Below are 26987 nucleotides of genomic sequence, written 5' to 3'. Positions count from 1 at the left end.
GATTACCGCATCAAGCCTGGCATCTGGCGTCCAAACTATCGGCAGCGCGCGTTCGACTTTCGTATTGACGGGTTTTGCTTTCGGGCGGAGTGTTGCAATCGCAGCGTCAAAAGGCGCGCATATTGGGAGGAACGGATGAAACGCTTTGCGATGGCCGCGAGCCTCGTCATATCCGCATGCTCGGTTGCGAGCGCACAAACGACCGATCAGTTGGTCAAGGGCGCAACCGATACGTCGAACGTTCTGAACTACGGGATGGGCTACAATCTGCAGCGCTTCTCGACGCTGAACCAGATCAACAAGGACACCGTCAAGAACCTCGTCCCGGTCTGGAATTATTCCTTCAACGACGATCGCAGCGAGGAATCGCAGCCGCTGGTGTACCAGGGCGTGATCTACGTGACCTCCCACAACGCGACCATGGCGGTCGACGCCAAGACCGGCAAGCAGATCTGGAAATCCAAGATCGAATATCCGGCGGAGACGCCGCGCATCGTCTGCTGCGGCATCATCAATCGCGGTGCCGCCCTGTTCGACGGCAAGCTGTTCCGCACCACGCTCGACGCCAACGTGATCGCGATCGACGCCAAGGACGGCAAGGAGCTGTGGCGGCAGAAGGCGGCCGACATCAAGGAAGGCTATTCGATGACGGTGGCGCCGCTGGTCGCGGACGGTGTCGTCATCACCGGTATCTCCGGCGCCGAATTCGGCACCCGCGGCTTCATCGATGGCTGGGATCCGGCAACGGGCAAGCATCTCTGGCGCACCAATTCGATCCCCTCACCGGACGAGCCCGGCGGCGACACCTGGAAGGGCGACACCTGGAAGCTCGGCGGCGGCTCGACCTGGATCACGGGCTCCTATGATCCCGAGCTGAACACGGTCTATTGGGGCATCGGCAATCCCGGCCCGTTCAACGCGGCCGTGCGGCCCGGCGACAATCTCTACACCTGCTCCGTGCTGGCGATGGATCCCAAGACCGGCAAGATCAAGTGGCACTACCAGTTCTCGCCGAACAATCCGTTCGACTATGACTCGGTGGCCGAAATGGTCCTCGCCGACATGAACGTCGAGGGCAAGCCGACCAAGGTGCTGATGGATGCCAACCGCAACGGCTTCTTCTACGTGCTCGATCGCACCAACGGAAAAGTGCTCGCGGCCAATCCTTACGTGAAGGTGAATTGGGCAACCGGCGTCGATCTGAAGACCGGCCGTCCGATCGAGACCGACGTCGTCAAGGATGCGCGCGACGGCAAGAAGGTCACCATCTATCCGTCGATCCTCGGCGGCAAGAACTGGGAGCCGATGTCGTTCAACCCGCAGACCGGCCTCGCCTACGCCAACACGCTCGCCTTCGGCGGCAGGTACAAGTCGGAGCCGGCCACCTTCAAGCAGGGTGAATTTTATCTCGGCATGGACCTGACCGATCCCTGGGAATGGGGTGACGGCGCGCGCGGCCATCTGAAGGCGATCGATCCGATGACCGGCAAGGCGAAGTGGGAGGCGGCAAGCGATATCCCGCGCTTCTCCGGCGTCCTGTCGACTGCGGGCGGCGTCGTGTTCACGGGCGCGCTGACCGGCGAGTTCGAGGCCTTCGATGCCGACAGCGGCAAGAAGCTCTGGCAGTTCCAGACCGGCTCCGGCATCGAGGGACAGCCGGTGACCTGGCAGCAGGACGGCGTGCAGTACATCGCCGTCACCAGCGGCTATGGCGGCGTCTACTCGCTGTTCTCCGGCGACGAGCGGCTGGCCCAGGTGCCGCCGGGCGGCTCGCTCTGGGTCTTTGCGGTGAAGCAGTAACGGCAAGACACGTTGAGAGACATGGCTCACAGGACGGTGGCGATCCTCGCCACCGTCGCGGTGCTGACGGTCGCGCTTGCGGCGACCGTTCGTGCCGCGGATGATTCGAACGGCAATCCGGTGCAGGCGCAGATCGACCACGGCAAGTCGACCTATGCCGAAAAATGCTCGCACTGCCACGGCCCCAACATGATGAATTCCGGCACCGTCACGCCGGACCTGCGCGCCTTTCCCGACGACAGGACGCGCTTCGTCACCACCGTGAAGAACGGCAAGAACAACAAGATGCCGCCCTGGGGCGACATCCTCAACGATGACGAGATCGGCGATCTCTGGGCCTTCATCTCGAGCCGGAGGAAGCCATGAGAGGTCGGCTGGCAGCACTCGGTCTCGTCGCGACGCTTGCGGCTTCGACAACGGTGGCGTGGGCGGCAGATCCCCTCAGTGTCTGCCTTGACAAGGACCGGCCGCCGCTCTCGGCGCATCACCGCGGCAAGCCGGACTCGGGCTTCGACGTGCTGCTGGCGCAGGCGATCGCGGACCGGATGGGGCGCCCGCTCAGGATCCAGTGGTTCGAGAGCAAGCTGGATGAAGATTCGAGCCCGCAGCTCGAAACCAATGCGCTGCTGTCCGACGGCCGTTGCTCGCTGGTCGGCGGCTACGCGCTGACAACGGATTCCCTCGTCAAGCCCGGCGTGCCGACGGCGCGCCTACCGGATTTCGCAGGCGCCACGCGCGATGACCGGCGCCGCCGCGTCTCGCTCGGCGAACTTGCTCCGACCCGGCCTTACGTCTATTCGCCGATGACGGTGGTGCTCGGGCCGAAGGCGCGCGACCGCAAGATCAACGATATCGGCGACCTCGCAGGCCTGCGCCTCGCCATCGAAAGCGGATCGCTCGGCGACGCCATCCTGATGACCTTCGACAAGGGACGGCTGATCGACAACATCACCCATCTCGTGCCCGCCCGCGACGACCTTCTCGGCGCGCTCGATCGCGGCGATTATGATGCGACCCTGATCGATCTCGCCCGCTACGACGCCCACCGCGCCGCGCATCCGGACACTGCGATATCAGGCTCCGGCTATTATTATCCGATCGGGGCCAATCGCGGCTATGTCGGGCTCGGCAGTGATCCCGCTTTGATCGAGGCCGTCAACAAGGCGCTCACGGATCTCGCGGCCGAGGGCAAGATCGCCGAATTCGGCAAGCAAGCCGGCCTGACCTATCTGTCGCCGCGCGAGCCGGCGATCCTCGGCGACGTCTGGACGAAGATCATTCAGCGGTGAGAGCCGGACGCGAACCGCCCCGGTGCCGCGCCACTCTCCGCTGTCATGCCCCGCCTTGTGCGCAATTGCGCACTGGGGCGGGCATCCAGTACGCCGCAGCTTCTCGATTCAATCTCTGCCGTCTCGGCGTACTGGATCGCCCGGTCCCGGCTCCGCCAAGGCTACGCCGAGGCCCACAAAGGCGCTCGGCGCGCCGAAGCTTCAGCGAAAGCGGCAAGCCGGGCGATGACGGCGAGGGTGTGGCGAGACTGTTGGCTCGCACACCGAAGTCAGGAGGCTGCTCCCGTGCTATGCATACGTCTCATTTGACGACGGTGCCCCGTGAACGCCCCGACCACCCCGCCCTCCTCTAGCCTCCGCGATCTCCTCGCCCGCGAGATCAAAAGCAGCGAGCTGTTGCGCGCACTGATCGTCGTCGGCCCGTTCGTGGCCGCCTGGTTCATCTCGCGCGAGACGGCGCTCCTGAATTTGGGACTGATCGCGGTGTCGCTGCTGATTCCGGCTCTGCGGCAGCATTTTCCGCCCAAAGTGGTCGCATGGCATTATCTGGTGATACTCGTGACGTTTGCGGCGCTCTTCCTCGCCGCCCCGATCAAACCGCTGTTCGTGGTTCTGACCGCGCTTGCCGGCTTCCTCGCGGTGGCGGTGACACGTTACGGCGAGCATTTTCGTACGCTCGGCAATTGGGTGTTCATTCCGGCCGTCTACCTCGCCTGCGAGGTGCGCGAAGGCGTGAGCGCCTCGGAGGCGCTGCGGCATGCCGGCATCATCATCGTCTCCTCGCCGGTTGCACTGGCGCTGGTCTGCGCCATCCAGGTTTACGATCAGCGGCGGCGCGGCAATGCCGCGACCTCGTTCGGGCCGCCTGCGGCCGAGTGGACGCTGCCCGCAGCGGCCACCGCCATGGCGGTGTTCGCCGCGGCGGCGCTGGTCGAGATCCTCGACCTTGCGCAGGGACAATGGGTGATGTGGTCGGCCGCGAGCGTCGTGGTCGGCGATCTCTCGGCCTCCACCGACAAGCTGAAGCAACGCGCCATCGGCGCCTTCGTCGGTGTGCCCTCGGGCTTCCTCGCCGGTCTCGCACTGCCGCAGAACCGCGTCGGCTATGCGTTTGCGGTTCTCGCAGCCACACTGACGCTGATCTCGTTCTCCCGCTATATCGTCGGCTTCGGCCTGCGCTGCTTCTTCATCGCGCTCGCCGCATCCTTTGCCGGCGGCGCCAGCGGCATTGCGGAGGAGCGCGTCGCCAATGTGATCATCGGCGGCGCGTTTGGCCTCATCGCGGTTGCCCTGACCGATATCGTCTGGCAGCGCGTGATGCGGAAAGGTGGTTCGCCCCCTTCGCATCCGACCAAAGCCTAGTGTCGGGAACGCATTTGCGAGCTATGATCGGACGGTACAACCGGAAGCCTCTTGCCGTCAGGGACGAGAAAGGCCGCTCGCATGAGACCCGATGCCGTCGCCGTGGCCGCCCTGGTCATCCTGCTTTTCCCGATGGGCTATTTCCTGCTGGCCTCGCCCGCTTTCCTGCTGGTCAAGCTCGACATCCCGCCGGTGACGCAGCTGCTGCGCGGGATGTTCAACATCCAGTTCAGGATGATTAGCGTGGCCGGCATCATCGGGACGGTGGCTTTCATCTTCGCGGGACGACCGCTGTTCGCAGCAGGCATCGGCCTGATCGCGGCCCTCGCGATCTGGGGACGCCCGTGGTTCATACGCCAGATGGACGATCAGCTCAGCGCCAGAGATGCGGGCAATGCGGACGCGGTGCGCCAGCTACGTCGTTTGCATTGGAGCGGAATGCTCTGCAACGCGGTGCTGGTGGCCGCTCTCGTGGCCAGCATTCCCTACGTTGCCACATCGACGTGAGGGGATCGCGGGTCCGGCCAACGCAACCCGCGACGAGCCGCAGCGTGACGCCCGCTTAATTCTCGTCCACGGCAACAGCGCTCTGCTGCCCCTTGTGGATCGAGGACGGCACCACGCCGAAATATTTCCGGAACACGCGGCTGAAATGCGATGAGCTGGAGAAGCCCCAGGAGAATGCGACGTCGGTGATGGTCTTGCCGCCGTGCGCCTCGAGCTCCTGGCGGCAGTTCTGCAAGCGGGCCTGCCAGATGTAGTCGCTCACCGTCGTGCCGCGCTCGGAGAACAGCATGTGCAGATAGCGCTTGGAGCAGCCGAGCTCGGCGGAGATCTGGTCGATGCACAGATCGGGATCGCGCAAGTGCTCGCGGATGAAGAATTGGGCACGCACATACATCGCCTCGGGCCCGACCCGATCGAACATCGTGTCGGCTTCGCGCAGCGGCAGCAGCAACAGGTCGATCAGCGAATCAGCAACACCGACCGCGCTGTTGGCCGACAGCTTCGCCGCCTCGTCGAACGTGGCATGGACGAAATCATGGGCGATCCGCCCGGTCCCCGTCTTCGCCGACAGCTTGCAGGCCGGCATGCGCTGCGACGGGAAGCCGCGATCGCGCAGCAGCGCCTTCGGCACGATCACCACATCGTGGCGCGTGAAGGCGGGACTGACGATCAGATGCGGGCATGAGACGTCATAGGCAATGATGTCGCCGGGGTTCAGCTCGATGTGGCGGCCTTCCTGCTCGAAATAGGACACGCCGTAGGTCTGGAAGTGAATCTTGATGTACGGGTGTTCATTGGCCTTGGCGCGCGCCAGCGTATGCGCGATGCGATGCTGGCTGACCTCGATCTGACAGAGCTTCAGGCGCGAGACGGTGGTGTAGTCGATGCGCCCCTCGAGCGAGGATGCTTCGAGCGGATCGACATCGAAGTGTCCGCACAGACTCGTCAGCCCGTCGATCCAGCTTTGGATCTGGCGCTTCGGCGTCAGTCCGGTCGTCGAGAGCGTGTGAATTGTGTCGGACATTAATCCAGCCACTGGTGATACCCGGAGATTCTACGCGAATCGCGGCCAGCGCCTGCTGGAGCCCTCAGCCATGATTGCGTGACGTTTACCTCAAATTTGGGCGGTCTTTTGAACGAGCGCCATCGTTCCTTTGCCACCCTTGAAAGTTAATCCTCCGCCTTAGTTGCAGCGCCGTCAAGGGGAACCTGATCGCTGCGCGCGGCGCCAGGCCGCACGGAAGCCGCTGAATTCGCTACCGCAAAATCAAAAACTTTGCCTCCGTGCGCTGTCGAGCAAAGCGGGTTCACTCTTGGGCAAGTTTCCCGTTGGCGAAGTCGTTAGGGATTGCGGCAGGAACAAAAAGAACGGGCCGCTCCTGCACGTGGACCCGTAGCTCTCATCGGAGGAGGAAACAGCACAGCATCGTTTCTGGTCCCCAACGTGACCGCCCTGCACGAGCAGACGCCGGACGAGAAGCCCGGTGATTGAGCAATGCTTCGGAAACAATAAAACGAGACCAACGGAGGAATGACTATGCGCAAGGTGCTACTGGCGACCTTTCTTGGCTCCGCGGCGGCTCTCGCCGTCGGGAGCGCGTCAGCCAATGACGAAGTGCTCAAGATGTCGCAGAACCCGAAAGACTGGGTGATGCCGACCGGCGACTATGCCAATACCCGCTACTCCAAGCTCAACCAGATCAATGCACAAAATGTCGGCAAGCTCCAGGTTGCCTGGACCTTCTCGACCGGCGTGCTGCGCGGCCACGAAGGCGGCCCGCTGATCGTCGGCAACATGATGTACGTCCATACGCCGTTCCCGAACAAGGTCTACGCCATTGACCTTTCCAACGAGAACAAGATCGTCTGGAAGTACGAGCCGAAGCAGGATCCGAACGTCATCCCGGTGATGTGCTGCGATACCGTTAACCGCGGCCTCGCTTTCGGTGACGGCAAGATCTTCCTGCATCAGGCCGACACGACCCTCGTCGCGCTCGACGCCAAGACCGGTCAGGTTGCGTGGACCGCCAAGAACGGCGATCCGAGCAAGGGCGAGACCGGCACCTCGGCACCGATGGTCGTCAAGGACAAGGTGCTGATCGGCATCTCCGGCGGCGAGTTCGGCGTTCAGGCTCACATGAGCGCCTACGACATCAAGACCGGCAAGCTGGCCTGGCGCGGCTTCTCGGAAGGCCCGGATGACCAGATCCTGGTCGACGACAAGACCACTGCGCTCGGCAAGCCGATCGGCAAGGACTCCAGCCTGAAGACCTGGCAAGGCGATCAGTGGAAGATCGGCGGCGGTGCGACCTGGGGCTGGATCTCCTACGATCCCGAGATGAACCTGATCTATTACGGATCGGGCAACCCCTCGACCTGGAATCCGAAGCAGCGTCCGGGCGACAACAAATGGTCGATGACCATCTGGGCACGTAACCCGGACACCGGCGTGGCCAAGTGGGTCTACCAGATGACGCCCCATGACGAATGGGACTATGACGGCGTCAACGAGATGATCCTCTCGGACCAGTCGATCAACGGTCAGGCCCGCAAGCTGCTGACGCATTTCGATCGTAACGGCCTCGGCTATACGCTCGATCGCGGCACCGGCGAGCTCCTGGTCGCCGAAAAGTACGATCCGAAGGTGAACTGGACCTCCGGCGTCGACATGGACAAGAACTCCGCCACCTATGGCCGTCCGAAGGTGCTCGACGCAGCTTCGACCGACAAGGCCGGCGAAGATCACAACGTGAAGGGCATCTGCCCGGCCGCGCTCGGCACCAAGGACGAGCAGCCGGCAGCCTACTCGCCGGACACGCAGCTGTTCTACGTTCCGACCAACCACGTCTGCATGGACTACGAACCGTTCAAGGTGAGCTACACCGCGGGCCAGCCCTACGTGGGTGCGACGCTCTCGATGTATCCGCCGCAGGGCGATACCCATATGGGTAACTTCATCGCCTGGGACGGCAAGACCGGCAAGATCGTCTGGTCGAACAAGGAGCAGTTCTCGGTCTGGTCGGGTGCGCTCGCGACCGCCGGCGGCGTGGTGTTCTACGGCACGCTCGAAGGCTACCTGAAGGCAGTCGACGCCAAGACCGGCAAGGAGCTCTACAAGTTCAAGACTCCCTCCGGCATCATCGGCAACGTCACCACCTATGAGAACGGCGGCAAGCAGTATGTCGCAGTGCTCTCGGGCGTGGGCGGCTGGGCCGGCATCGGTCTGGCAGCTGGCCTGACCGATCCGACCGCAGGTCTCGGCGCAGTCGGCGGCTACGCCGCGCTCAGCAACTACACGGCGCTCGGCGGTACGCTGACCGTGTTCTCGCTGCCCGCGAACTAGCCTCAGCTCCGTATCGCTCCGGCGCGTGGATCAACTCCACGCGCCGGCTCGTCTCCACCGAACGCCTTCGAGGAACACCTCTTGCGTAAAATCTGCTCTGTCATTGCTGCGATGATCTTCGTTGCGTCCGGAGGAATTGCTGTCGCGGACGGCTCGGGCGACCCGACCGCCGTCAAGCAGAACGAAACTGGCGAATGGCTCGATAAGGAAGGTAACCCGACCTACAAGGTCAACGGCGAGACCGTCGACTGGTACACCTATTCCGGATACCGCCGCTATCACTCGGACTGCCATGTGTGTCATGGCCCGGATGGCATGGGCTCGACCTATGCACCCGCACTGAAGGATTCGCTCAAGACGATGAGCTATGCCGATTTCCTCGGCGTCGTCGCCTCGGGCCGCAAGAACATCTCCACCGCCGCAGAGAATGTGATGCCGGCCTTCGGAGATAACCCGAACGTCGCCTGCTACATGGACGATCTCTATGTCTATCTGCGCGCCCGTTCCAACGAGGCCTGGGGCCGCGCCCGTCCCGGCAAGCATGAGGACAAGAACGACGCCTATACCAAGAATGAAGACTCGTGCATGGGCAAGAAGTGAACGTTTGGACCCGGCTGAGACTCAGGTCTTGGCGCCCTGCGAGAATTTGAGGAGTTACCGATGAAGACACGTGCCGCCGTTGCTTTTGAAGCCAAGAAGCCGCTCGAGATCGTCGAAGTCGATCTGGAAGGACCGAAGGCCGGCGAAGTCCTGGTCGAGATCAAGGCGACGGGTATCTGCCATACCGACGCCTACACGCTCGACGGTTTCGACAGCGAAGGAATCTTCCCGTCGATCCTCGGCCATGAGGGCGCCGGCATCATCCGCGAGATCGGTGCAGGCGTGACCTCGGTCAAACCGGGCGATCACGTCATTCCGCTCTACACGCCGGAATGCCGGCAGTGCAAAAGCTGCCTGAGCCAGAAGACCAATCTCTGCACCGCGATCCGCGCGACGCAGGGCAAGGGCGTGATGCCCGACGGCACCAGCCGCTTCTCCTACAAGGGCAAGCCGATCTACCACTATATGGGCTGCTCGACCTTCTCCAACTTCACGGTGCTGCCCGAGATCGCGGTGGCGAGGATCCGCGAGGACGCCCCCTTCGACAAGAGCTGCTACATCGGCTGCGGCGTCACCACCGGCGTCGGTGCCGTCGTCAACACCGCGAAGGTCGAGCCGGGCTCGAACGTCGTCGTGTTCGGCCTCGGCGGCATCGGATTGAACGTGATCCAGGGCGCCAAGATGGCCGGCGCCGACAAGATCATCGGCGTCGACATCAACGACACCAAGGAGGAATGGGGCCGCCGGTTCGGCATGACCGATTTCGTCAACCCCAAGAAGATCACCGGCGACATCGTCCCGCATCTGGTGACCCTGACCGACGGCGGTGCCGACTACACCTTCGACTGCACCGGCAACACCACCGTGATGCGCCAGGCGCTGGAAGCCTGCCATCGCGGCTGGGGCACCTCGGTCGTCATCGGCGTCGCCGAATCCGGCAAGGAGATCGCCACCCGTCCGTTCCAGCTCGTCACCGGCCGTAACTGGCGCGGCACCGCCTTCGGCGGCGCCCGCGGCCGCACCGACGTGCCGAAGATCGTCGACTGGTACATGAACGGAAAGATCCAGATCGACCCGATGATCACCCACACGCTCAAGCTCGAAGACATCAACAAGGGCTTCGACCTGATGCACGAGGGTAAATCGATTCGTTCAGTCGTCGTGTTCTAGCTCGCAAGCGTCACACCCAAGGAGGATCGACCCATGACTGCACTCCATCCCTCGATCGACAACGGTCTCAAACAAGGCACCGGCCACTTTGCCGGCGGCACGCTCGCCTGCAAATGCAAGGACCATCAGGTCAAGGTCGGCATCAAGGGCGACGTGGCGCACAACCACGCCTGCGGCTGCACCAAGTGCTGGAAGCCGCAGGGCGCGAACTTCTCGGTCGTGGCCGTCGTGCCGCGCCAGAACCTCACCGTGCTCGAGAACGGCGACAAGCTCCAGATCGTCGACGCCTCGGCGGTGATCCAGCGTCACGCCTGCAAGGCCTGCGGCACCCACATGTTCGGCCGCATCGAGAACAAGAACCATCCGTTCTATGGGCTCGATTTCGTTCATCCGGAGCTGTTCCAGGAGCAGGGCTCGCAGGCGCCGCAATTCGCCGCCTTCGTCTCCTCGGTGATCGAATCCGGCGTCAAGCCCGAACAGATGGCCGGCATCCGGTCGCGGCTGAAGGAAATCGGGCTCGAGCCCTATGATTGCCTGTCGCCGGCGCTGATGGATGCGATCGCGACCCACGTGGCGAAGGCCAAAGCCGCCTGACAAGGCCGCAAGGCAATTGTCCGTCCCCTCGAGGGTCACCAGAGAGGGGACGGACAACTCTCGAATGATTGCGGCGAGTTTGCCGCCTGTGCACTTTGCGTATGCGAGCGCGTTCCGCTCCCTCAGTCCTGGTCTCTGAATGACTGCGCAGTGCCGCCCTCTTCCTGCTTGAAGTCAGCGCGCCTTGCGATTCTCCCTCCCTCGACTGAGGACTACTGCTTCGTCCGCGCAGTCCCTCTGGCGGACGAAGCTTTTTTCACCTCGCGCAGATTTTGTATTTGCCGATCGCGCGGCGTGTTGCCGCGCCCTGCTTTTGACAACCTTCGTTGCGATCTTTTCCCGTCGAGAACAGCTCGTTAAGAACACTTGGCTGTGAACGCCGACCCGGCGCGATGTCTGCTATCATTCCGCCGTGATGATGCCGCGCGACATTCAATCAATTAAGAACAAAACGGGAGGTATCGAGCACATCCGCACATGACGATTCGCATTTCAGCTTCCTGCCGGGATTTGCCCGCGGAGGATCACAGGCGGAGATGCGACGGCACGACGTACGGACCATTTCGCCGATCGACATCGGCAAATCCTGAAATCATCGAGCTTATGAAGAGCGAGGGACGATCATGATCAAATTGAAGATCAACGGCCAGGAACAGAGCTGGGATGGCGACCCGGATCTCCCGCTACTCTGGTTCCTGCGCGACGAGGCCGGGTTAACCGGCACGAAATTCGGTTGTGGCCAGGCCCTGTGCGGCGCCTGCACCGTCATCGTCGACAAGGAGGCGGTCCGCGCCTGCATCACTTCGGTCAACGACGTCGCGGGGCGCGAAATCACCACGATCGAGGGGCTGCATCCCAATGGCGATCATCCCGTCCAGAAGGCCTGGCGCCAGGTCAATGTTCCCCAATGCGGCTTCTGCCAGGCCGGCCAGATCATGCAGGCGGCTGCGCTGCTGATGGACAACCCCAAGCCGTCGCATGACCAGATCCGCGAGGCGATGTCCGGCAACATCTGCCGCTGTGGCTGCTACCAGCGCATCGAGAACGCCGTCCACCTCGCATCGACGGGAGTGTGACATGAATTTCATCGACAATCCCCGGAAGCTTCGTGGCTTCGAAAAGCATCTGAAGGTCGAGAAAGTCTCGCGCCGCAGCATCCTGAAGGGGCTCGGCGTCACCGGCGGCTTCGTGCTCGCCGCCCCCGTGATGTCGCGCCAGGCCTTTGCCTATGAGACCGGCGCCGGCAAGATGCCGCATGGCGTCGTGGTCGATCCGCGCGTGTTCGTCGCGGTCGCGCCCGACGGCACGGTCACCATCCTCGCCCACCGCTCCGAGATGGGCACCGGCGTGCGCACCAGCCTGCCCTTGATCGTGGCCGAGGAGATGGAGGCCGACTGGTCCAAGGTCAGGGTGCAGCAGGCCCATGGCGACGAGGTCAAGTTCGGCAACCAGGACACCGACGGCTCGCGCAGCACGCGGCATTATTTGATCCCGATGCGCCAGATCGGCGCCTCTGCCCGAACCATGCTGGAGCAGGCCGCGGCCAAGCGCTGGAACGTGCCGGCGACCGAGGTGAAGGCCGTCAATCACGAGGTCGTCCACAGCGCCAGCGGCCGCAAGCTCGGCTTCGGCGAGCTCGCGGCAGATGCCGCCAAGGAATCGGTGCCTGCCATCGAGGGCCTCAAGCTGAAGGACCTGAAGGACTTCCGCTATCTCGGCAAGGGCCAGGTCAGCATCGTCGATCTCCACGACATCACCACCGGCAAGGCGCGCTATGGCGCCGATGTGCGCCTGCCCGGGATGAAATACGCCGTGATCGCCCGCCCGCCGGTGACCGGCGGCAAGCTCACCTCGTTCGATCCGGACGCCGCGCTGAAGGTGCCGGGCGTCGAGAAGGTGATGAAGGTTCAGGGCTGGCCGTGGCCGTCGAAATTCCAGCCGCTCGGCGGCGTTGCCGTGATCGCCCGCAACACCGGCGCGGCGATCAAGGGCCGCGACGCGCTGAAGCTCGTCTGGGACGACGGCGCCAACGGCAAATACGACTCGGTCGCCTACCGCACGGAGCTCGAGGAGGCTTCGCGCAAGCCGGGCCTGGTCGTGCGCCAGGAGGGCGACGCGGACGCCGCGTTGAAGTCCGCCGCCAAGGTCGTGGTCGGCGAATATTACTTGCCGCACCTTGCCCATGCCAGCATGGAGCCGCCGGTCGCGGTCGCCGATGTCAAGGGCGACAAGGCGGAGATCTGGGCGCCGGTGCAGAGCCCCGGCGGCACCCGCGAGGACGTCGCCAAGACACTCGGCATCCCCGAGGGCAATGTCACCGTCAATGTCACGCTGCTGGGCGGCGGTTTTGGCCGCAAGTCGAAATGCGACTTTGCGCTCGAGGCCGCGCTGCTGTCGAAGGAGCTCGGCACGCCCGTCAAGGTGCAATGGACGCGCGAGGACGACCTCCATCACGACTTCCTGCACACCGTCTCGGCGGAGCGGATCGAGGCGGGTCTGGACAAGGACGGCAAGGTGATCGCCTGGCGCCACCGCAGCGTGGCGCCCACCATCGCCTCGACCTTCGCGGCCGGTGCCAAGCACGCGGCGGCGTTCGAGCTCGGCATGGGTCTCGTCGACATGCCGTTCGAGATCGCAAATATCTCTTGCGAGAACCCGGAGGCTGCGGCGTTCACCCGAATCGGCTGGTTCCGCTCGGTCTCGAACATCCCGCGCGCTTTCGCCGTGCAGTCGATGGTCGGCGAGATCGCGAACGCGACCGGACGCGACCAGAAGGAGACGCTGCTGGCGCTGATCGGCAGTCCCCGCATCGTCAAGCCCGCGGTGAAGGACTTGTGGAATTACGGCGAGCCCTATGACAGCTACCCGATCGACACTGCGCGCCTGCGCAAGGTGGTCGAGATGGTCGCCGAGAAGGGCGAATGGGGCCGTCAGGTTCCGAAGGGCCACGGCCTCGGTATCGCCGTGCACCGCAGCTTCGTCAGCTACATCGCGACCATCGTCGAGGTGGCCGTCGACGAGAAGGGCAAGCTGACGGTGCCGCGGGTCGACACCGCAATCGACTGCGGCACCTATGTCAACCCCGAACGCATCGCGTCGCAGATCGAGGGCGCAGCCATCATGGGCTTGAGCCTCGCCAAATATGGCGCGGTCACCTTCAAGGACGGCAAGGTGGAGCAGAAGAATTTCGACGACTTCCAGGTGATCAGGATCGACGAGGCGCCGCTGGTGACCAACGTCTACATCGTGCCACCCGGCCCCGACACGCCGCCGAGCGGCGTTGGCGAGCCCGGCGTGCCGCCGTTTGCGCCTGCACTGACGAACGCGATCTTCGCAGCGACCGGCAAGCGCATCCGCGCGCTTCCGATCGGCAAGCAATTGGAGGCTTGACGGAACAGAGACGGCCTCGCGCCGTTTCTCTTCGATCTGACAGGAGCAGATCGATGACCAACATTCCAAGGGCGCTCGCAGTCTCGCTGCTGTCGAGCGCCTTTCTTTTGACTGCGACAGCCGCGTTCGCCCAGAGCACCACCGCGCCGCCGACCACGGCGACACGCCCCACCGCGCCGGAACAGAATTCGCTTCCCAACGCCAGCGCCCCACCCGCCTCCACGACCCAGACCACCGGACAGAGCAGCACCGATCCGAAGGTTCGGGAGATGAACCAGGCGGAAAAGGACAAGGTTGACAGGCAGGGGAAGTAGTGCGGGACGCTCTCGCGCACTGATGCTCCCATTTCGTCGTGGCCGGGCTCGTTCCGGCCATCCACGACATTTGCCGCAGCACTGAGAACGTGGATGCCCAGGACAAGCCCGGGCATGACGAGCGCGTAGCAACGGCAGCAATCCCATCACCCCACGCAAAATGCGGCGGACGTTGACCGTCCGCCGCACTCGCCACCCCCCTGCTGCTCCGCCTAATTCGATCCGCCGCGGAGCTTACTTCTTCAGCGCGAACACCCAGATCACGCCGCCTTGCGGCACGTTGGACTCCATGCCGATATTGTTGGTCGCGAGCGCATCCTGGATGCGCTGCGCGTCCACGCCCCATCCCGACTGGATCGCGATATATTGCGTGCCGTCGATCTCATAGGACACCGGCATGCCCATGATGCCGGAATTGGTCTTCTGCTCCCACAACACTGCGCCGGTCTTGGCGTCGAAGGCGCGGAAGTTGCGGTCGTTGGTGCCGCCGGCGAAGATGAGATCGCCTGCGGTCGCCGTCACCGAGCCGAACAGCTGCGACTTCGGGAAATTGTGCTGCCACACCTTCTTGCCCGTCGCAGGATCCCAGGCCTGGAGCTCGCCGAAATGATCGGCGCCGGGCTTCGCCTTCAACCCGATGTCCTCGGGCTTGGTGCCGAGCCAGAGCTCGCCCGGCTTGAGCGGCACCTTCTCGCCGGTGAAGCCGCCGCAGAAATTCTCGTTGGCGGGGACATAGACGAGACCGGTCTTCTGGCTGTACGCGGCCGACGGCCAGTCCTTGCCGCCCCACAGTGACGGACAGAACTCGACGCGCTTGCCGATCGTCGGCTTGTGATCGGTATCGACGATCGGACGGCCGCTTTCGGCGTCGATGCCCTTCCAGACGTCGGTGGCGACGAACGGCCAGCCCGCGACGTAGTTGATCTTCGTCGGCGTACGTTCGAGTATCCAGAAGATCGCGTCGCGGCCGGGGTGGATCAGGCTCTTGAAGCTGCGGCCGTCGCGCTGCAGATCGACCAGCATCGGCGCATCGACCTCGTCCCAGTCCCAGGAATCGTTCTGGTGGTACTGGTGGTAGGTCTTGATCTTGCCGTTGTTGGGATCGAGTGCAATCACCGACGACGTGTAAAGATTGTCGCCGGGATGGGTTTCGCCGGGCCACGGCGCGGCGTTTCCGACACCCCAATAGATCGTCTTGGTGTCCTTGTCGTAAGTGCCGGTCATCCAGGCCGAGCCGCCACCGGTCTTCCAGTCATCACCCTGCCAGGTGTCGTGACCGGGCTCGCCTTCGCCAGGAATGGTGAAGGTGCGCCACAGTTCCTTGCCGTCCTTGGCATCGTAGGCGACGACGTAGCCGCGCACGCCGAGTTCGCCGCCGGAACCGCCGACGATGACCTTGCCGTCGACGATCAGCGGCATCAGGGTCATGTACTGACCCTTCTTGTAATCCTGCACCTTGGTGTCCCACACCACCTTGCCGGTCTTGGCATCGAGCGCGACGACGTGGTCATCGGTGGTGGCGAGATAGAGCTTGTCCTCCCACAGCCCGACGCCGCGGCTGGTCGGATGCAGCTGGAACAGATCATCGGGAAGCTGACGCTTGTAGCGCCAATATTCATCGCCGGTTTTCGCGTTCAGCGCGATTACCTGCCCCATCGGCGTCGCCACGAACATCACGCCGTTGTTGACGATCGGCGGCGCTTCATGGCCTTCGACCACGCCGGTGGCAAACGTCCAGACCGGCGTAAGGTCTTTCACATTCGAAGTGTTGATCTGGTCGAGCGGGCTATAGCCCTGCCCGTCATAGGTGCGCCGATAGAGCATCCAGTTGCTCGGTTCCGGATTCTCCAGGCGCTGCTGGGTGACGGGCGCGTAGCTCTCGATCGGGCCCGCGATCGCGGCGGTCGAGGCAACACAGGTGAAGGCGACGAAGCCGGACAGCAGTAATTGCTTCCTGGTCATTGACCTTTTCATGGACGTTTCCCCTTTTTCATCCGATTGAATTCTTGTGTTGAATTCTTGTCGTTCGTCCCGAAATCCGCCCCTCGGCGGATGCGGCCTCTCGTGAGGCGGGCACATCCCGCGCCAATCATCATCCCGGCTGCGCGCCACCTACCTTTCCGATGAATCCGCCCGCAACGCTGAGCGAACCGTCAGCGAGCGCCAGCGGCAGCGCGGCAAGCCGCCGCGGCGCCGGCCCGAACACCACCTGCGCACCCGCGCGTGGGTCGTATTCGGAGTTGTGGCACATGCACTTGAACACGTCCTTGTCGCCGACATCGCTCTTGACCCAGGCGGTGACGGGACAACCGGCGTGGGCGCAGATCGCCGAATAGGCGACGATACCGTCGACGGCACGCGCGCGCGTCTGCTCGTCGAGCTCGGCAGGATCGAGCTTGATGATCAGGATCTCGTTCAGCCGCGAGGCGCTGCGCACCACCGATGTCTTGGGATCCTGCGGCCAGGCATGCACCGGCGGCCCGCCAAGCGTCAGATCGGATGCCTTGATGAGCTTCCCTTCACTGTCGCCCTCCGAGAAGACGAGCACATCGCCCTTCTGCGGCCGCTCGTCCGAGCCAGGCGGATCTTCGCCTGCGCGCGCTGGCGCGGAGCAGCCGAGACAGGCGGTGGTGGCGAGCGCGCCGAGCAGCAGCGTTCGCCGCGTTTGCTCCGCGCTCACATCGGCGTCGGGTTCCGCAGTGCTGTCGGAGGGCGATGACGTGATGCTGAATGATGCGCGCGACATGCATGCTAGCAGGCGCTGGAACTCTGCCGAAATGAAGGCGAAGAATTGGCGCCGCAGTGCATCAATATGGCTATGCTCGCTTTGATTGAACACGATCGCACGCATTCAAACGCGTTTTTGCCATTTCAATGTCGTGTCGCGCGATCCGCATGATGATTTTGCAGATCAGACCGATGATGTTGGAATTGGTGCAACGCGCTAGTCTTGGCGCGATGCAACCGGAAAGCGATTCAACTGCACGTTTATCGGGCAGGCATTTTGTATTTCAGGACCGGAGCACGTGGCGCGGCGCCGCAATGCGTCCCGCAATGGTGGCCGACGCCATCTCAAAACTGTCGGCGATGCGTCGCGCCTTGTCGATGAAGAGGCTGGCTGCCGGCGGCGGGCAGACCTCGCGCGCGGTCTGTTCGAACAGGTTGAGCCAGCGGTCGAAATGATCGCCGACCAGGCTGAGCGGCACATGCGCCCGCATCGGCGAGCCGTGGTAGCGCCCGCTCATCAGCACCACTGACGACCAGAAGTCTTTGAGCTTGGCGAGATGCTCGTCCCAATTCTGCACGATCGCGAACACCGGCCCAAGCAACGCATCCTCGCGGACGCGTCCGTAGAAACGGGTGACGAGTTCCCCGATCATCTCCTCGGTGATCCCGGTGCGCTCGATTGCATCCAGCGTCAGCAGGTTCCGCCGTTCGGCCGCAGCTTCCCGCTCGGCCTTCAGTCGATCCGACATGTCGTAGTCCGTTGTTTCTTCCCCTCTCCCCTTGTGGGAGAGGGTGGCTCGCCGCGGAGCGGCGAGACGGGTGAGGGGTTGTCTCCACAAACTCACACATTTGAGTTTGCGGAACCAACCCCTCATCCGGCGCTTCGCGCCACCTTCTCCCACAAGGGGAGAAGGAAAAGGAGCGCCTCATCCGATGTTAGACAAATCACGCGACCGCATCTTTGCGATAGCGCAAACTGCGGGTACTTAGCACCCCGCCTCGCAATCAAGCGCCGTAGCTGTAAAAGCCCTGCCCGGTCTTGCGGCCGAGATGGCCGGCATCGACCATTTCCTTGAGCAAGGGGGCCGGACGGTATTTGGGGTCGTTGAAGCCCTTATAAAAGACCTCCATCACCGACAGCATGGTGTCGAGGCCGACGAGATCGGCCAGCGCCAGCGGCCCGATCGGATGGTTGCAGCCAAGCTTCATGCCGGCGTCGATCTCCTCGGCGGTCGCAATTCCCTCCTGGAGCGCGAAGATCGCCTCGTTGATCATCGGGCACAGGATGCGGTTGACGGCGAAGCCGGGGCTGTTCTTGGCGGTGATCGCCACCTTGCCGACGCGCTGGGCGAAATCGAGCGCCTTGGCGTGGGTGTCGTCCGAGGTCTGCAAGCCGCGGATCAGTTCCAGCAGCGCCATCACCGGAACCGGGTTGAAGAAGTGCATGCCGATGAAGCGATCGGGCCGATCGGTCGCAGCCGCGAGCTTGGTGATCGAGATCGAGGAGGTGTTGGTCGCAAGCAGCGTGCGTGGCGACAGCGTGGCGCAGAGGTCCTTCAGGATCTTGACCTTGAGTTCCTCATTCTCGGTCGCGGCCTCGATGACGAGATCGCAATCGGAGAGCTTGGCGCGGTCGGTCGTGCCGGTGATGCGCTTGAGCGTGGCGTCGCGATCGGCCGCCGACATCTTCTCTTTCTTGACCAGGCGCTCGAGGCTGCCGCCGACGGTGGCGACACCGCGGCTCACCGCCGCATCGGAGATGTCGACCATCACGACCGAAAGCCCGGCCGCGGCGCAGATCTGGGCGATGCCGTTGCCCATGGTCCCTGCTCCGATGATGCCAACGGTATTGATCATGGAATGACGTCCTTCTCGTTGAGCGGGCGCGACCTTGAGCGGCAGCATGCCCGGTTTGACCTGAATTTCGAGCCGCGGGCCGCCTTGAGTGCTGCACCGCATCCAGGCTCTTCCTTAACCCATCCGTGGCGAGAATAAAGTCGCCTTTCCGCGGGCTATGGGCATGATTTCGTGGTCTCGCGGCCTGATCGGCCCGCGTTTTGCGGCCCGTTCCGCCCCCCCCGGGAATGCCGAGATTCAAGTTGACGCGCGATCATCATTTCAATAATCGTTGAAATATGGAAAAGACAGATGCCGTCACAGCGCTCGCCGCTCTGGCGCAGGACAATCGTCTCGATGTCTTCCGCTTGCTGGTGCAGGCCGGCCCCGAAGGCATGACTGCAGGCGCGATCGCGGAGGCGCTGGATCTCGCGCCCAATACGCTGACGTTTCACTTCGACCGGCTGCGGATGGCCGGCCTTGCCACGGTCCGGCGCGAGGGGCGCTCGATGATCTATGCGGCGCGGTTCGAGACCATGAATGCGCTGGTCGGCTTCCTCACCGAAAATTGCTGCGGCGGCGTCTCCTGCACGCCCGCACCGCCCTCGAAATCCGCGCGAAAGCGCAACAAGGTTTTGGCCTGAAAGGACAGAGCATGAAGCGCCTGCACGTTCACGTGTCCGTCGACGATCTCTCCCGCTCGATCGGGTTCTACTCCGCCCTGTTCGCGAGCAAGCCTTTCGTGGTGAAGCCCGACTACGCCAAATGGATGCTCGAAGACCCTCGTGTCAATTTCGCGATCTCGACGCGCGGGCGCACGCCAGGCCTCGACCATCTCGGCATCCAGGTCGAGACCCACGACGAGTTGCAAGAGGTCTATGCGCGGCTGCACCAGGCCGGCGGCGACATCATCGAGCAGGGGCAGACGGCCTGCTGCTACGCCAAGTCGGAAAAATCATGGATCGACGATCCCGCTGGCATCGCCTGGGAGACTTTTCATACCACCGGCGAAAGCATCGACTACGGCGATGGCAGCGGTGAGAACCGCGCGCGGGTTGCACATGAGAAGACAGGCGCCTGCTGCGCGCCGCAGGCCGCGCCAAAGCCATCACAGGCCTGTTGCTGAAGGTGGCCGTAGTGGACGCAATCATCTACCACAATTCGGCCTGCGGCACCTCGCGCAACACGCTTGCCATGATCCGGCACGCCGGCATCGAGCCGCATGTGATCGAGTATCTCAAGACGCCGCCGTCACGCGCCCTGTTGCAGCAGCTTGCCATACGCATGGGTCTTTCAGTGCGCGAGCTGCTGCGCGAGAAGGGCACGCCCTATGCCGAACTCGGGCTCGACAACCCTGACCTGACCGACGATCAACTTCTCGACGCCATGATGGCGCATCCGATCCTGATCAACCGGCCGATCGTGGTCACGCCGAAAGGTGTGAAACTCTGCCGCCCGTCCGAGCAGGTGCTGGATCTCTTGCCCCCGCAGCAGGGCGAGTTCGTCAAGGAAGACGGCGAGCGCGTCCGGCTGGATCGCGGCGCCTGATGCCGGGCCTTGCACAGCGCGCATTTGCCGAATGGCTCGGGACGGCGTTCCTGCTCGCCGCGGTGGTCGGCTCGGGGATCATGGCCGAGAGGCTCGCGGGCGGGAATGTCGCGCTGGCGCTCCTGTGCAACACGATCGCCACCGGCGCCATTCTCGTCGTGCTGATCCTGATGTTTGCTTCCGTGTCGGGCGCCCATTTCAATCCGGCGGTGACATTGGCCTTTGCGCTGCGCGGCGAAGCGGCCTGGATCGACGCTGCGATCTACATCGTTGCGCAGATCGCCGGCGCAATCATCGGCGTGTGGATTGCGCATCTGATGTTCGGGCTGCCCGTCCTCCAGATGTCGCTGACCGAACGGAGCGGTGCGGGACAGTGGCTCGCCGAAGCGGTGGCGACCTTCGGACTGCTGCTGACGATCTTCGGCGTCGCGTCGCGAGCCTCGGCTGGCGTTCCCTACGCGGTCGGCCTGTACATCACATCGGCCTATTGGTTCACGGCCTCGACGTCGTTCGCCAATCCCGCCGTCACCATCGCCCGATCGCTATCCGACACCTTTGCAGGCATCGCCCCGCACGACGTGCCGGCCTTCATGATCGCTCAGCTCATCGGGGCAGCCCTCGCCATTCCGCTGGCCGGCTGGCTGTGGGGCAAAGCAAGCGTGAAGCACGCTGCTGCCTACGAATGAATAGAGTGTCCAAACCGCTCGTCACCTGTATTCTCTGACTGTCGGCGGGAACGGCAGGGACCAGTGTGAAGCGGCATCGCAGCCACGATATCGACCATCCCATGACATGCGGCCTGGCCCTGGGGCATCAGGCCGGATGAACGACTTCGCACGCTCCATCGTTGCCGCGTTCACGCTGATTGGCGAAGCCGATCCGGAGCTGCTCGGCATCGTCGCCCTGTCGGTGCGCGTGAGCCTGACCGCCAGCATCATCGCGTTGCTGATCGGCGCGCCGTTCGGGGCCCTGCTGGCGATCACCCGCTTTCGCGGGCGGCAGGTGGTCATCGTGCTGACCAATGCGCTGCTCGGACTGCCGCCGGTCGTGGTCGGGCTTGCACTCTATCTTCTGCTGTCGCGCTCCGGCCCACTCGGCGCGGCGGGCCTGCTGTTCACGCCGGCGGCCATGGTGATTGCGCAGACGCTGCTGGCGACCCCGATCGTGGTTGCGCTGGTGCATCGGCCGGCGAGCCTGCTGTGGGCGGAATATGGCGACCTCGCACGGATCGACGGACTGTCGACACTGCGCAGCATCGGCCTCTTGTTCGCACTCGGCCGGACCTCGCTGCTGACCGCCTTTCTCGCGGCGTTCGGGCGGGCGATCGCCGAGGTCGGCGCCATCATCATCGTCGGCGGCAACATCCGCGGCTTCACCCGCACCATGACGACGGCGATCGCGCTCGAGACCAGCAAGGGCGATTTGCCGCTGGCGCTCGGGCTCGGGCTGATCCTGCTGGCGCTCAGCGTCGCGGTGTCGACCGTCGCCTTCCTGCTAGTGGGACGCGTTGGGGAAAAATAGCTGCTCCCCGCCGACCTTGTAGCCGGCGATTGCATCCTGCCCCTTTGGCGAGATCAGCCAGTCGATGAAGGCCTGCCCGTCCTTGGCCTTCACATTCGCATGTTTGTCCGGATTGACCAGCATGGCGCCGTACTGATTGAACAGCCGCTTGTCGCCCTCGGTCAGGATCGCAAGCTCGCCCCGGTTCTTGAACGACAGCCAGGTGCCGCGGTCGGACAGAAGGTAAGCCCCCGACGACGACGCCATGTTCAGCGCCGGCCCCATGCCTTGCCCGATCTCGCGATACCAGCTGTCCTTCCCGGTCGCAGGATCGATGCCGGCGTCCTTCCACAATCTCAGCTCGGCGGCATGCGTGCCGGACTTGTCGCCACGCGAGATGAACGGCGCCTTTGCCGCCGCGATTCTGCGCAGGGCATCAGCGACGTCCTTGCCGCCGGCAATCTTCGCGGGGTCGCTCTTCGGGCCGACGATGATGAAATCGTTGTACATGACGTCAAAGCGCTTCACGCCCTGCCCTTCGGACATGAACTTGTCTTCGGCCGGCCTGTCATGGACGAACACCACGTCGGCATCGCCGCGCCGCCCGATATCCAGCGCCTGGCCGGTGCCGACGGCAACGACCTTCACCTCGATGCCTTCGGCCTTCGAGAACAGCGGCAGCAGATAGCCGAACAGGCCCGACTGCTCCGTCGACGTCGTCGACGCCACGGTGATGCTGCGATCCTGCGCGTAGACGCCTGTCGACCAGACCAGAACCGCGGCGATGGCGGCAAGTTTCTTCATTGCGTCGTCCTCACTCCCCCGATGTTTCAAACTAGGCGGGAAGGATGACGCAGGGAAGCCCGACATTCGGCGAAAGATCAGCGGCCGGGGCAGTACCGCATGACGTCATGGCGGCCGCAGCCTCGTGATGATGTTTGATATCTCGTCGAGCTGGGCTTTGGCCGTCGCCAGCAGACCGATCAGATCGCGCGCCGACTGTGCCGATGCATCCGCCCCCGCCTGGTCGATCACGCTCAGGCCTTCGGTGAGACGGGCGATGACACGCACGAGCTCGTCGCGGCGCGCCTCGAGATCCGCAAGCGTTGCATCGAAGCGCTCGTCAAGCCGCGCGCTTTGCAACGAGCGGATCGGAACGATCCTGTCTTCCGGAGGATCGGACATGCGAAGGTTCGCCTTGCTGCCCGAATATCCTAAGCGAGGCGGCTCGGAACGTTGCGGCGGTGCTTTGTCGCATCCGGGTTCCCGGATCGGTTCGCGAAGGGAACGCCCTCACGCCGGCCTCACGGCCGTTGAACCCCGCGTGAGCTACCGCGCAATCATGTGGCTCCGCGGAATATCGCCCGTTTCGCCTGATCCATTCAGTGAAACGGTTTGGAGCGTCCCATGACCAAGACAAGCATCGCTGCCGCCCTCCTGATCATTCTGCCGCTTGCGATCGCGGGCTCGGCCCAGGCGTGGCCCGGACAGTCGTCGAGCATCGACTGCGCCTGGGGCGGCGAACCCACGGACTGCGAGGCGCTCACCATGGCGCTGGTCCACAAGCACGCCCTTGCGCATCAGCACATCCGCAAGGCCGAGCACGCGGCCGTCCCGCATGCGACAACGCATCAGCCGGATCGCGACGAAGATCCGCTCGCATCGATGCATTTCGAATGAACGCTGTGGCGCGTGGCTGTGCAGATGTTCTGCAATTGGTCCCGCCTAGATTGACAGGGGTGTGACGGCCGGGGCAGTTTTTCACATTGCTGGCGAATCAGCGATTGCCCTTACGGCCCGAGTACCTCTTGGACAACTCCCAGTGCTTTCGAGACTGATATCGTTGCTGAGCCGCATTCCTGCGGTGAAATGGGCGTTCAACCGGCTTCGGCCCCTGCCGCAAAGCGGCAGTCTCGACGTGGCGCCGATCGCAGCGGAAGAAGAGCCTGCCGTCATCGCTGTTGCCGAAGCTGCGCCGGCCCTCGATACCGACATCAGCGCGGAACCGTTGCATCGCGATGCCGGCATCGAAGTCGCGGCCCCGGTCACCGAAGACAACACCATTATCCCTGTCATCGAAGAGAGCCCGATCGCGGCTGCGACCGATATCAGCGTCAACGACGATTCATCCCTGGAGACGCCGGCAGGCGTCGAGCCTCTCGTCGTCGAAGAGATCGCAGTTCCGTCGCTTGAGGTCGCAATCGCGCCGGTTGATGCGCCCGAACTCACCAGCAGCGAGCCGCCCGCGGAACGCGTGACGGATGTTGAACCTGACGTCGTCGAAGAGACCTCGATCTCCGCTGTCGAAGTCGAAGCAATCGAGGCACCTGAGCCTGTCGTCGGTAGCGATGCTGCTCCGGAACTCCCTGAAGATGTCGAGCCGATCGTCGCGGAGCAAGTCGTCGTTGCGCCTGTCGAGATGGCGACGATTCCGGTCGAGGTCTCCGAGCCCGTCACTGAAGACGAACCCGTAGCCGTCGCTTCCGTGGAGATCGAGCCGATCGCGGTCGATGAGACGCCCGTCGTCGTCGTCGACGCTGAGGTCCCCGCGCCTGTCGTCGTCGAAGCCAGCATCGACAGCGAGCCCGCTCCCAGCGTCGCCGCAGAGATCGACCCGGTCGTCGCGAACGATCCCGAACCCGTCGCAGCCACTCTTGCCGAGGCGACGATCGCCGACGCACCCGTTGTCGCCACGCATGTCGACCCTGAGCCGGCGCCCACCCCGAAGAGCCCGAGCACGCCGAAGGCTCGCGCAAAGATCGTCGAGCCCGCCGATCGTGCCGCGCTGATCCGGCAACGCTGGACGGAGACCGGGATCAGGATGTGGAATCCGCGGCTTCACGGCACCGGCGAAGCCACACTGAATATCCAGGGGCGCATCGGACTGCTGCCGCCCGAGCCCGGCGAGACGATGCCGCGCTACGACAAGCTCGAATTCAAGGTGCTCGGCGGCCAGATCGTCTGCGAAGGCGTGATCGTCGAGGCGCCCGTGCATGCGGGCCAGCGCAGCTTCACCCGGCTCGCCGAGCCGCGTGGCGCCGATCGCACCCGCGAGCCGGTGCGGGAACGCCAGGCCGCCCTCGCCTGATCCTTTTCCTCTGCGATGACGCGCCCCATATGCTAGGCTGACGCCCGGGATATGGGAGATCGCATGTCCGCAAAATTGCAAAGCCTGATCGTGATCGCCGCGCTCTGCGTTTCGCAAGGCGCGCTCGCCGCATCCCACAAGCGGCCCCGCCACGTTCATGCGGCGCCGCCTGCCACCGATCCGGCATCCCCTTACAAGGCCAACCGGCTGTCCTTCTCACGTGGCGAGACCATCCTCGACACGCCCGGCCAGACCACCGTGCTGACGCGGCAGATGCTCGACGACATGAACGCGACGACCTTGCGCGACGCCATGCGCTCGACCGCCGGAGTGACGATCGGGCGCTAGGCCACTTCCCGCATCAGGGGATCGGATAGCCCTTCCAGACCCATTCCAGTGCCGAGGGCAGCGTTTGTGCGATCGTGGGACGATCGACATGCTTGGCGTTGCGCACGAACAGGAACTGATAATGGTAGCCCTTCTCCGCCAGCACCTTTGCCGTCAGCGCGTTGGACAAGGTCCAGTCGTGCATGCCGTCGGGAATGGTCGGATTGGGATAGAACAGATCCTGGTCGCCGCCGAAGAACCAGAAGCGGATCGGCTTGGTCGGCGCGGCGACGATCAACGGTACGCCGGGCGGCTCGGCCGGCGTCAGCACGCCGGCCTTCGAGATGAGATTGGGCGTGGCCGGTCCCGTCCATGCGCTGTGATATTCCCAGGCGCCACCGCGCAGCGACGGATCATGCGGCCATTGCTGGTTGACCATGGTCGGCGAGAACGCCAGCACGCGGTGATAGAGTTCGGGATGGAACCAGGCCATGGTGAAGGCTGCCACGCCGCTCGAGCTCAGCCCCATGGTCGCGCGTCCTTCGGGGTTCCTGGTGAGCTTGACGCCGGCGTTCTGCTCGACCAGCGGCAGCACCTCGCGCTCGATGAACTGCGCATAGACACCCGACACCGCGTCGTATTCGCGGCCGCGCTGGCTGCCCTGCGCATCCTGCCCGCCATTGCCGACCTGGATCGCGATCATCGGCGGCACACGGCGCTGCGCGATCAGATTGTCGAGCGTGGTCGGCAGATCCTTGTAGGCAGCGGAGCCGCCGTCGCCGATCACGATGAAGGGCGCTTCGGTACCAGGGACGTATTGCGCCGGCACATAGACGTCGATGGTGCGCGACCAGACGCCGGGATGGCTGGTGGTGACGATCATGTGCGACTTGTCGTCCGGCGCGGTCACCGTCGTCATGATCGAGGAATTGGTGCAGCCCGCGACGTCGTCGCGGATCAGGCCGGGATTGTAGATCGTGCTGTCCTTCGACGACAGCGTGAAGGATTTTGTCGTGCCATGCGGAACGCCCTCCTTCGCAATGGTCTCGGGCGCCGGATTGTGGGTGGGACCGATGATGAAATTGCCCTCGGCGCCCGGCGGCGGCAAGGTGCCGTCAGGCAACTCGGTCGCGCGCGGATAGTTCGGGTTGGAAGGATCGCGCGTCGGCGGCGTGGTCTTGAAATCGAGGCCGGTGGTATCGATGAAGAACGGCGCCGCCTTGTCGCTGGTGTTGGCGCCCGGCGGCACGGCCATGTTCTGGGTCACGCAGGCCGGCTGCGCGAAGGCGATCGATGTGGAGGAGACGAGGGACATCAGCGTCCCCGCAAGGACGGACAATGATTTGGTCATTTCAGCTCCCGATGTTGACGGGTCTTTCTGGCCCGTCTTGACGCAAAGTATGGCGGCCGGCCCGCACGCGGTCAAACGCGATGGGCGCAGTGCAGCAATCGCCGCCATGCTCAAACCGGACAGCGGCCGTTATTCCGCGCATGACGTGGCATTTTTCGAACATCAGGCCGTTGCTGCCGCATCGCGCAACATCTAGCGTGCGACCCGACGATCAGCGGCCTTACCCGCGGTCGCAACGACA

At 63.9% G+C, this 26987-nt stretch carries 29 protein-coding genes; 21 read left to right on the top strand and 8 right to left on the bottom strand.

Annotated elements, in window-relative coordinates; translation table 11 throughout:
• Positions 1-135: 135 nt before the first annotated feature.
• The 5 genes from QA645_RS13230 (at position 136) to QA645_RS13210 (ending at position 4958) form a co-directional block, all read left to right on the top strand.
• The gene (locus tag QA645_RS13230) at positions 136-1800 is read left to right on the top strand and encodes a methanol/ethanol family PQQ-dependent dehydrogenase (protein WP_283050722.1); all 1665 of its coding nucleotides are present in this window, start codon (positions 136-138) and stop codon (positions 1798-1800) included.
• Positions 1801-1821: 21 nt separating this feature from the next.
• Positions 1822-2166, top strand: a complete 345-nt coding sequence (locus QA645_RS13225) for a cytochrome c (RefSeq protein WP_283050720.1) — start codon at positions 1822-1824, stop codon at positions 2164-2166.
• Positions 2163-3089: a transporter substrate-binding domain-containing protein gene (locus QA645_RS13220; RefSeq protein WP_283050719.1), complete on the top strand. Its 927-nt coding sequence runs from the start codon at positions 2163-2165 to the stop codon at positions 3087-3089. Before QA645_RS13225 ends, QA645_RS13220 begins: the two co-directional genes overlap by 4 nt.
• Positions 3090-3410: 321 nt before the next feature.
• Positions 3411-4451, top strand: a complete 1041-nt coding sequence (locus QA645_RS13215) for an FUSC family protein (RefSeq protein ID WP_283050717.1) — start codon at positions 3411-3413, stop codon at positions 4449-4451.
• An 81-nt stretch (positions 4452-4532) separates the two neighbouring features.
• Entirely contained in the window at positions 4533-4958 is a 426-nt protein-coding gene (locus QA645_RS13210) for a hypothetical protein (RefSeq protein WP_283050716.1), read from the top strand.
• 55 nt (positions 4959-5013) lie between these two features.
• Here QA645_RS13210 and QA645_RS13205 read toward each other — a convergent pair whose 3' ends face one another.
• Positions 5014-5982 (bottom strand): helix-turn-helix domain-containing protein, encoded by a 969-nt coding sequence (locus QA645_RS13205; RefSeq protein WP_254132957.1) that lies wholly within the window; start codon positions 5980-5982, stop codon positions 5014-5016.
• 513 nt (positions 5983-6495) lie between these two features.
• On the opposite strand from QA645_RS13205, the gene xoxF5 reads away from it, so the two are divergent.
• From xoxF5 to QA645_RS13170, 7 genes are all read left to right on the top strand, one after another.
• Complete coding sequence (xoxF5, locus tag QA645_RS13200) at positions 6496-8301, top strand: lanthanide-dependent methanol dehydrogenase XoxF5 (RefSeq protein ID WP_254132958.1); 1806 nt, start codon at positions 6496-6498, stop codon at positions 8299-8301.
• A 111-nt stretch (positions 8302-8412) separates the two neighbouring features.
• Positions 8413-8901 (top strand): c-type cytochrome, methanol metabolism-related, encoded by a 489-nt coding sequence (locus QA645_RS13195; RefSeq protein ID WP_254135484.1) that lies wholly within the window; start codon positions 8413-8415, stop codon positions 8899-8901.
• A 60-nt stretch (positions 8902-8961) separates the two neighbouring features.
• Positions 8962-10071, top strand: coding sequence for an S-(hydroxymethyl)glutathione dehydrogenase/class III alcohol dehydrogenase (locus tag QA645_RS13190; protein ID WP_254132959.1), 1110 nt, complete (start codon positions 8962-8964; stop codon positions 10069-10071).
• A 33-nt stretch (positions 10072-10104) separates the two neighbouring features.
• On the top strand, positions 10105-10665 hold the full coding sequence (gene gfa, locus QA645_RS13185; RefSeq protein ID WP_254132960.1) for an S-(hydroxymethyl)glutathione synthase: 561 nt from the start codon (positions 10105-10107) through the stop codon (positions 10663-10665).
• Positions 10666-11288: 623 nt separating this feature from the next.
• Positions 11289-11741 carry a (2Fe-2S)-binding protein gene (locus QA645_RS13180; RefSeq protein ID WP_254132961.1) on the top strand — a complete coding sequence of 151 codons (453 nt, stop codon included), beginning with the start codon at positions 11289-11291 and terminating at the stop codon, positions 11739-11741.
• Position 11742: 1 nt separating this feature from the next.
• Positions 11743-14055, top strand: a complete 2313-nt coding sequence (locus tag QA645_RS13175) for a molybdopterin cofactor-binding domain-containing protein (RefSeq protein ID WP_283050712.1) — start codon at positions 11743-11745, stop codon at positions 14053-14055.
• Positions 14056-14108: 53 nt separating this feature from the next.
• Entirely contained in the window at positions 14109-14369 is a 261-nt protein-coding gene (locus QA645_RS13170) for a hypothetical protein (protein WP_254132963.1), read from the top strand.
• A gap of 234 nt (positions 14370-14603) precedes the next feature.
• On the opposite strand, the gene QA645_RS13165 is transcribed toward QA645_RS13170, so the two are convergent.
• The 4 genes from QA645_RS13165 to QA645_RS13150 all read right to left on the bottom strand — a co-directional run bounded on the left by QA645_RS13165 (position 14604) and on the right by QA645_RS13150 (position 18953).
• Positions 14604-16331, bottom strand: coding sequence for a methanol/ethanol family PQQ-dependent dehydrogenase (locus QA645_RS13165; RefSeq protein WP_283053177.1), 1728 nt, complete (start codon positions 16329-16331; stop codon positions 14604-14606).
• Between the two features lie 130 nt (positions 16332-16461).
• A complete protein-coding gene (locus QA645_RS13160) occupies positions 16462-17115 on the bottom strand; it encodes a Rieske 2Fe-2S domain-containing protein (protein ID WP_283050709.1) in 654 nt (217 codons plus the stop codon).
• A 265-nt stretch (positions 17116-17380) separates the two neighbouring features.
• On the bottom strand, positions 17381-17845 hold the full coding sequence (locus QA645_RS13155) for a group III truncated hemoglobin (RefSeq protein ID WP_283050707.1): 465 nt from the start codon (positions 17843-17845) through the stop codon (positions 17381-17383).
• Positions 17846-18101: 256 nt separating this feature from the next.
• A complete protein-coding gene (locus QA645_RS13150) occupies positions 18102-18953 on the bottom strand; it encodes a 3-hydroxybutyryl-CoA dehydrogenase (protein WP_254132967.1) in 852 nt (283 codons plus the stop codon).
• A gap of 278 nt (positions 18954-19231) precedes the next feature.
• Between QA645_RS13150 and QA645_RS13145 the strand changes: the two genes are divergently transcribed.
• From QA645_RS13145 to QA645_RS13125, 5 genes are all read left to right on the top strand, one after another.
• A complete protein-coding gene (locus QA645_RS13145) occupies positions 19232-19576 on the top strand; it encodes a metalloregulator ArsR/SmtB family transcription factor (RefSeq protein ID WP_283050705.1) in 345 nt (114 codons plus the stop codon).
• A gap of 11 nt (positions 19577-19587) precedes the next feature.
• Positions 19588-20058 (top strand): ArsI/CadI family heavy metal resistance metalloenzyme, encoded by a 471-nt coding sequence (locus tag QA645_RS13140; protein WP_283050703.1) that lies wholly within the window; start codon positions 19588-19590, stop codon positions 20056-20058.
• A gap of 11 nt (positions 20059-20069) precedes the next feature.
• Positions 20070-20480 carry an arsenate reductase (glutaredoxin) gene (gene arsC, locus QA645_RS13135; protein ID WP_283050701.1) on the top strand — a complete coding sequence of 137 codons (411 nt, stop codon included), beginning with the start codon at positions 20070-20072 and terminating at the stop codon, positions 20478-20480.
• Positions 20480-21166, top strand: coding sequence for an MIP/aquaporin family protein (locus QA645_RS13130; protein ID WP_283050699.1), 687 nt, complete (start codon positions 20480-20482; stop codon positions 21164-21166). Before arsC ends, QA645_RS13130 begins: the two co-directional genes overlap by 1 nt.
• A 136-nt stretch (positions 21167-21302) precedes the next feature.
• Positions 21303-22001: an ABC transporter permease gene (locus QA645_RS13125; RefSeq protein WP_283050697.1), complete on the top strand. Its 699-nt coding sequence runs from the start codon at positions 21303-21305 to the stop codon at positions 21999-22001.
• On the opposite strand, the gene QA645_RS13120 is transcribed toward QA645_RS13125, so the two are convergent.
• Positions 21975-22784 carry a substrate-binding domain-containing protein gene (locus QA645_RS13120; protein WP_283050696.1) on the bottom strand — a complete coding sequence of 270 codons (810 nt, stop codon included), beginning with the start codon at positions 22782-22784 and terminating at the stop codon, positions 21975-21977. The genes QA645_RS13125 and QA645_RS13120 overlap by 27 nt on opposite strands.
• Before the next feature lie 105 nt (positions 22785-22889).
• Positions 22890-23165, bottom strand: coding sequence for a hypothetical protein (locus QA645_RS13115; protein WP_254132974.1), 276 nt, complete (start codon positions 23163-23165; stop codon positions 22890-22892).
• Positions 23166-23387: 222 nt separating this feature from the next.
• Between QA645_RS13115 and QA645_RS13110 the strand changes: the two genes are divergently transcribed.
• From QA645_RS13110 to QA645_RS13100, 3 genes are all read left to right on the top strand, one after another.
• Positions 23388-23660, top strand: a complete 273-nt coding sequence (locus tag QA645_RS13110) for a hypothetical protein (RefSeq protein ID WP_283050689.1) — start codon at positions 23388-23390, stop codon at positions 23658-23660.
• Positions 23661-23823: 163 nt separating this feature from the next.
• Positions 23824-25068 carry a hypothetical protein gene (locus QA645_RS13105; protein WP_283050687.1) on the top strand — a complete coding sequence of 415 codons (1245 nt, stop codon included), beginning with the start codon at positions 23824-23826 and terminating at the stop codon, positions 25066-25068.
• Between the two features lie 63 nt (positions 25069-25131).
• Positions 25132-25416: a TonB-dependent receptor plug domain-containing protein gene (locus QA645_RS13100; protein ID WP_283050686.1), complete on the top strand. Its 285-nt coding sequence runs from the start codon at positions 25132-25134 to the stop codon at positions 25414-25416.
• 13 nt (positions 25417-25429) lie between these two features.
• On the opposite strand, the gene QA645_RS13095 is transcribed toward QA645_RS13100, so the two are convergent.
• Positions 25430-26746 (bottom strand): alpha/beta hydrolase-fold protein, encoded by a 1317-nt coding sequence (locus tag QA645_RS13095; RefSeq protein WP_283050685.1) that lies wholly within the window; start codon positions 26744-26746, stop codon positions 25430-25432.
• Between QA645_RS13095 and QA645_RS13090 the strand changes: the two genes are divergently transcribed.
• Entirely contained in the window at positions 26739-26942 is a 204-nt protein-coding gene (locus QA645_RS13090) for a hypothetical protein (protein WP_283050683.1), read from the top strand. The genes QA645_RS13095 and QA645_RS13090 overlap by 8 nt on opposite strands.
• Positions 26943-26987 lie beyond the last annotated feature (45 nt).

Source organism: Bradyrhizobium sp. CIAT3101 (assembly GCF_029714945.1).
In the GTDB taxonomy this organism is placed as follows: Bacteria; Pseudomonadota; Alphaproteobacteria; order Rhizobiales; family Xanthobacteraceae; genus Bradyrhizobium.
This window is presented reverse-complemented; position numbering and strand designations above follow the sequence as displayed.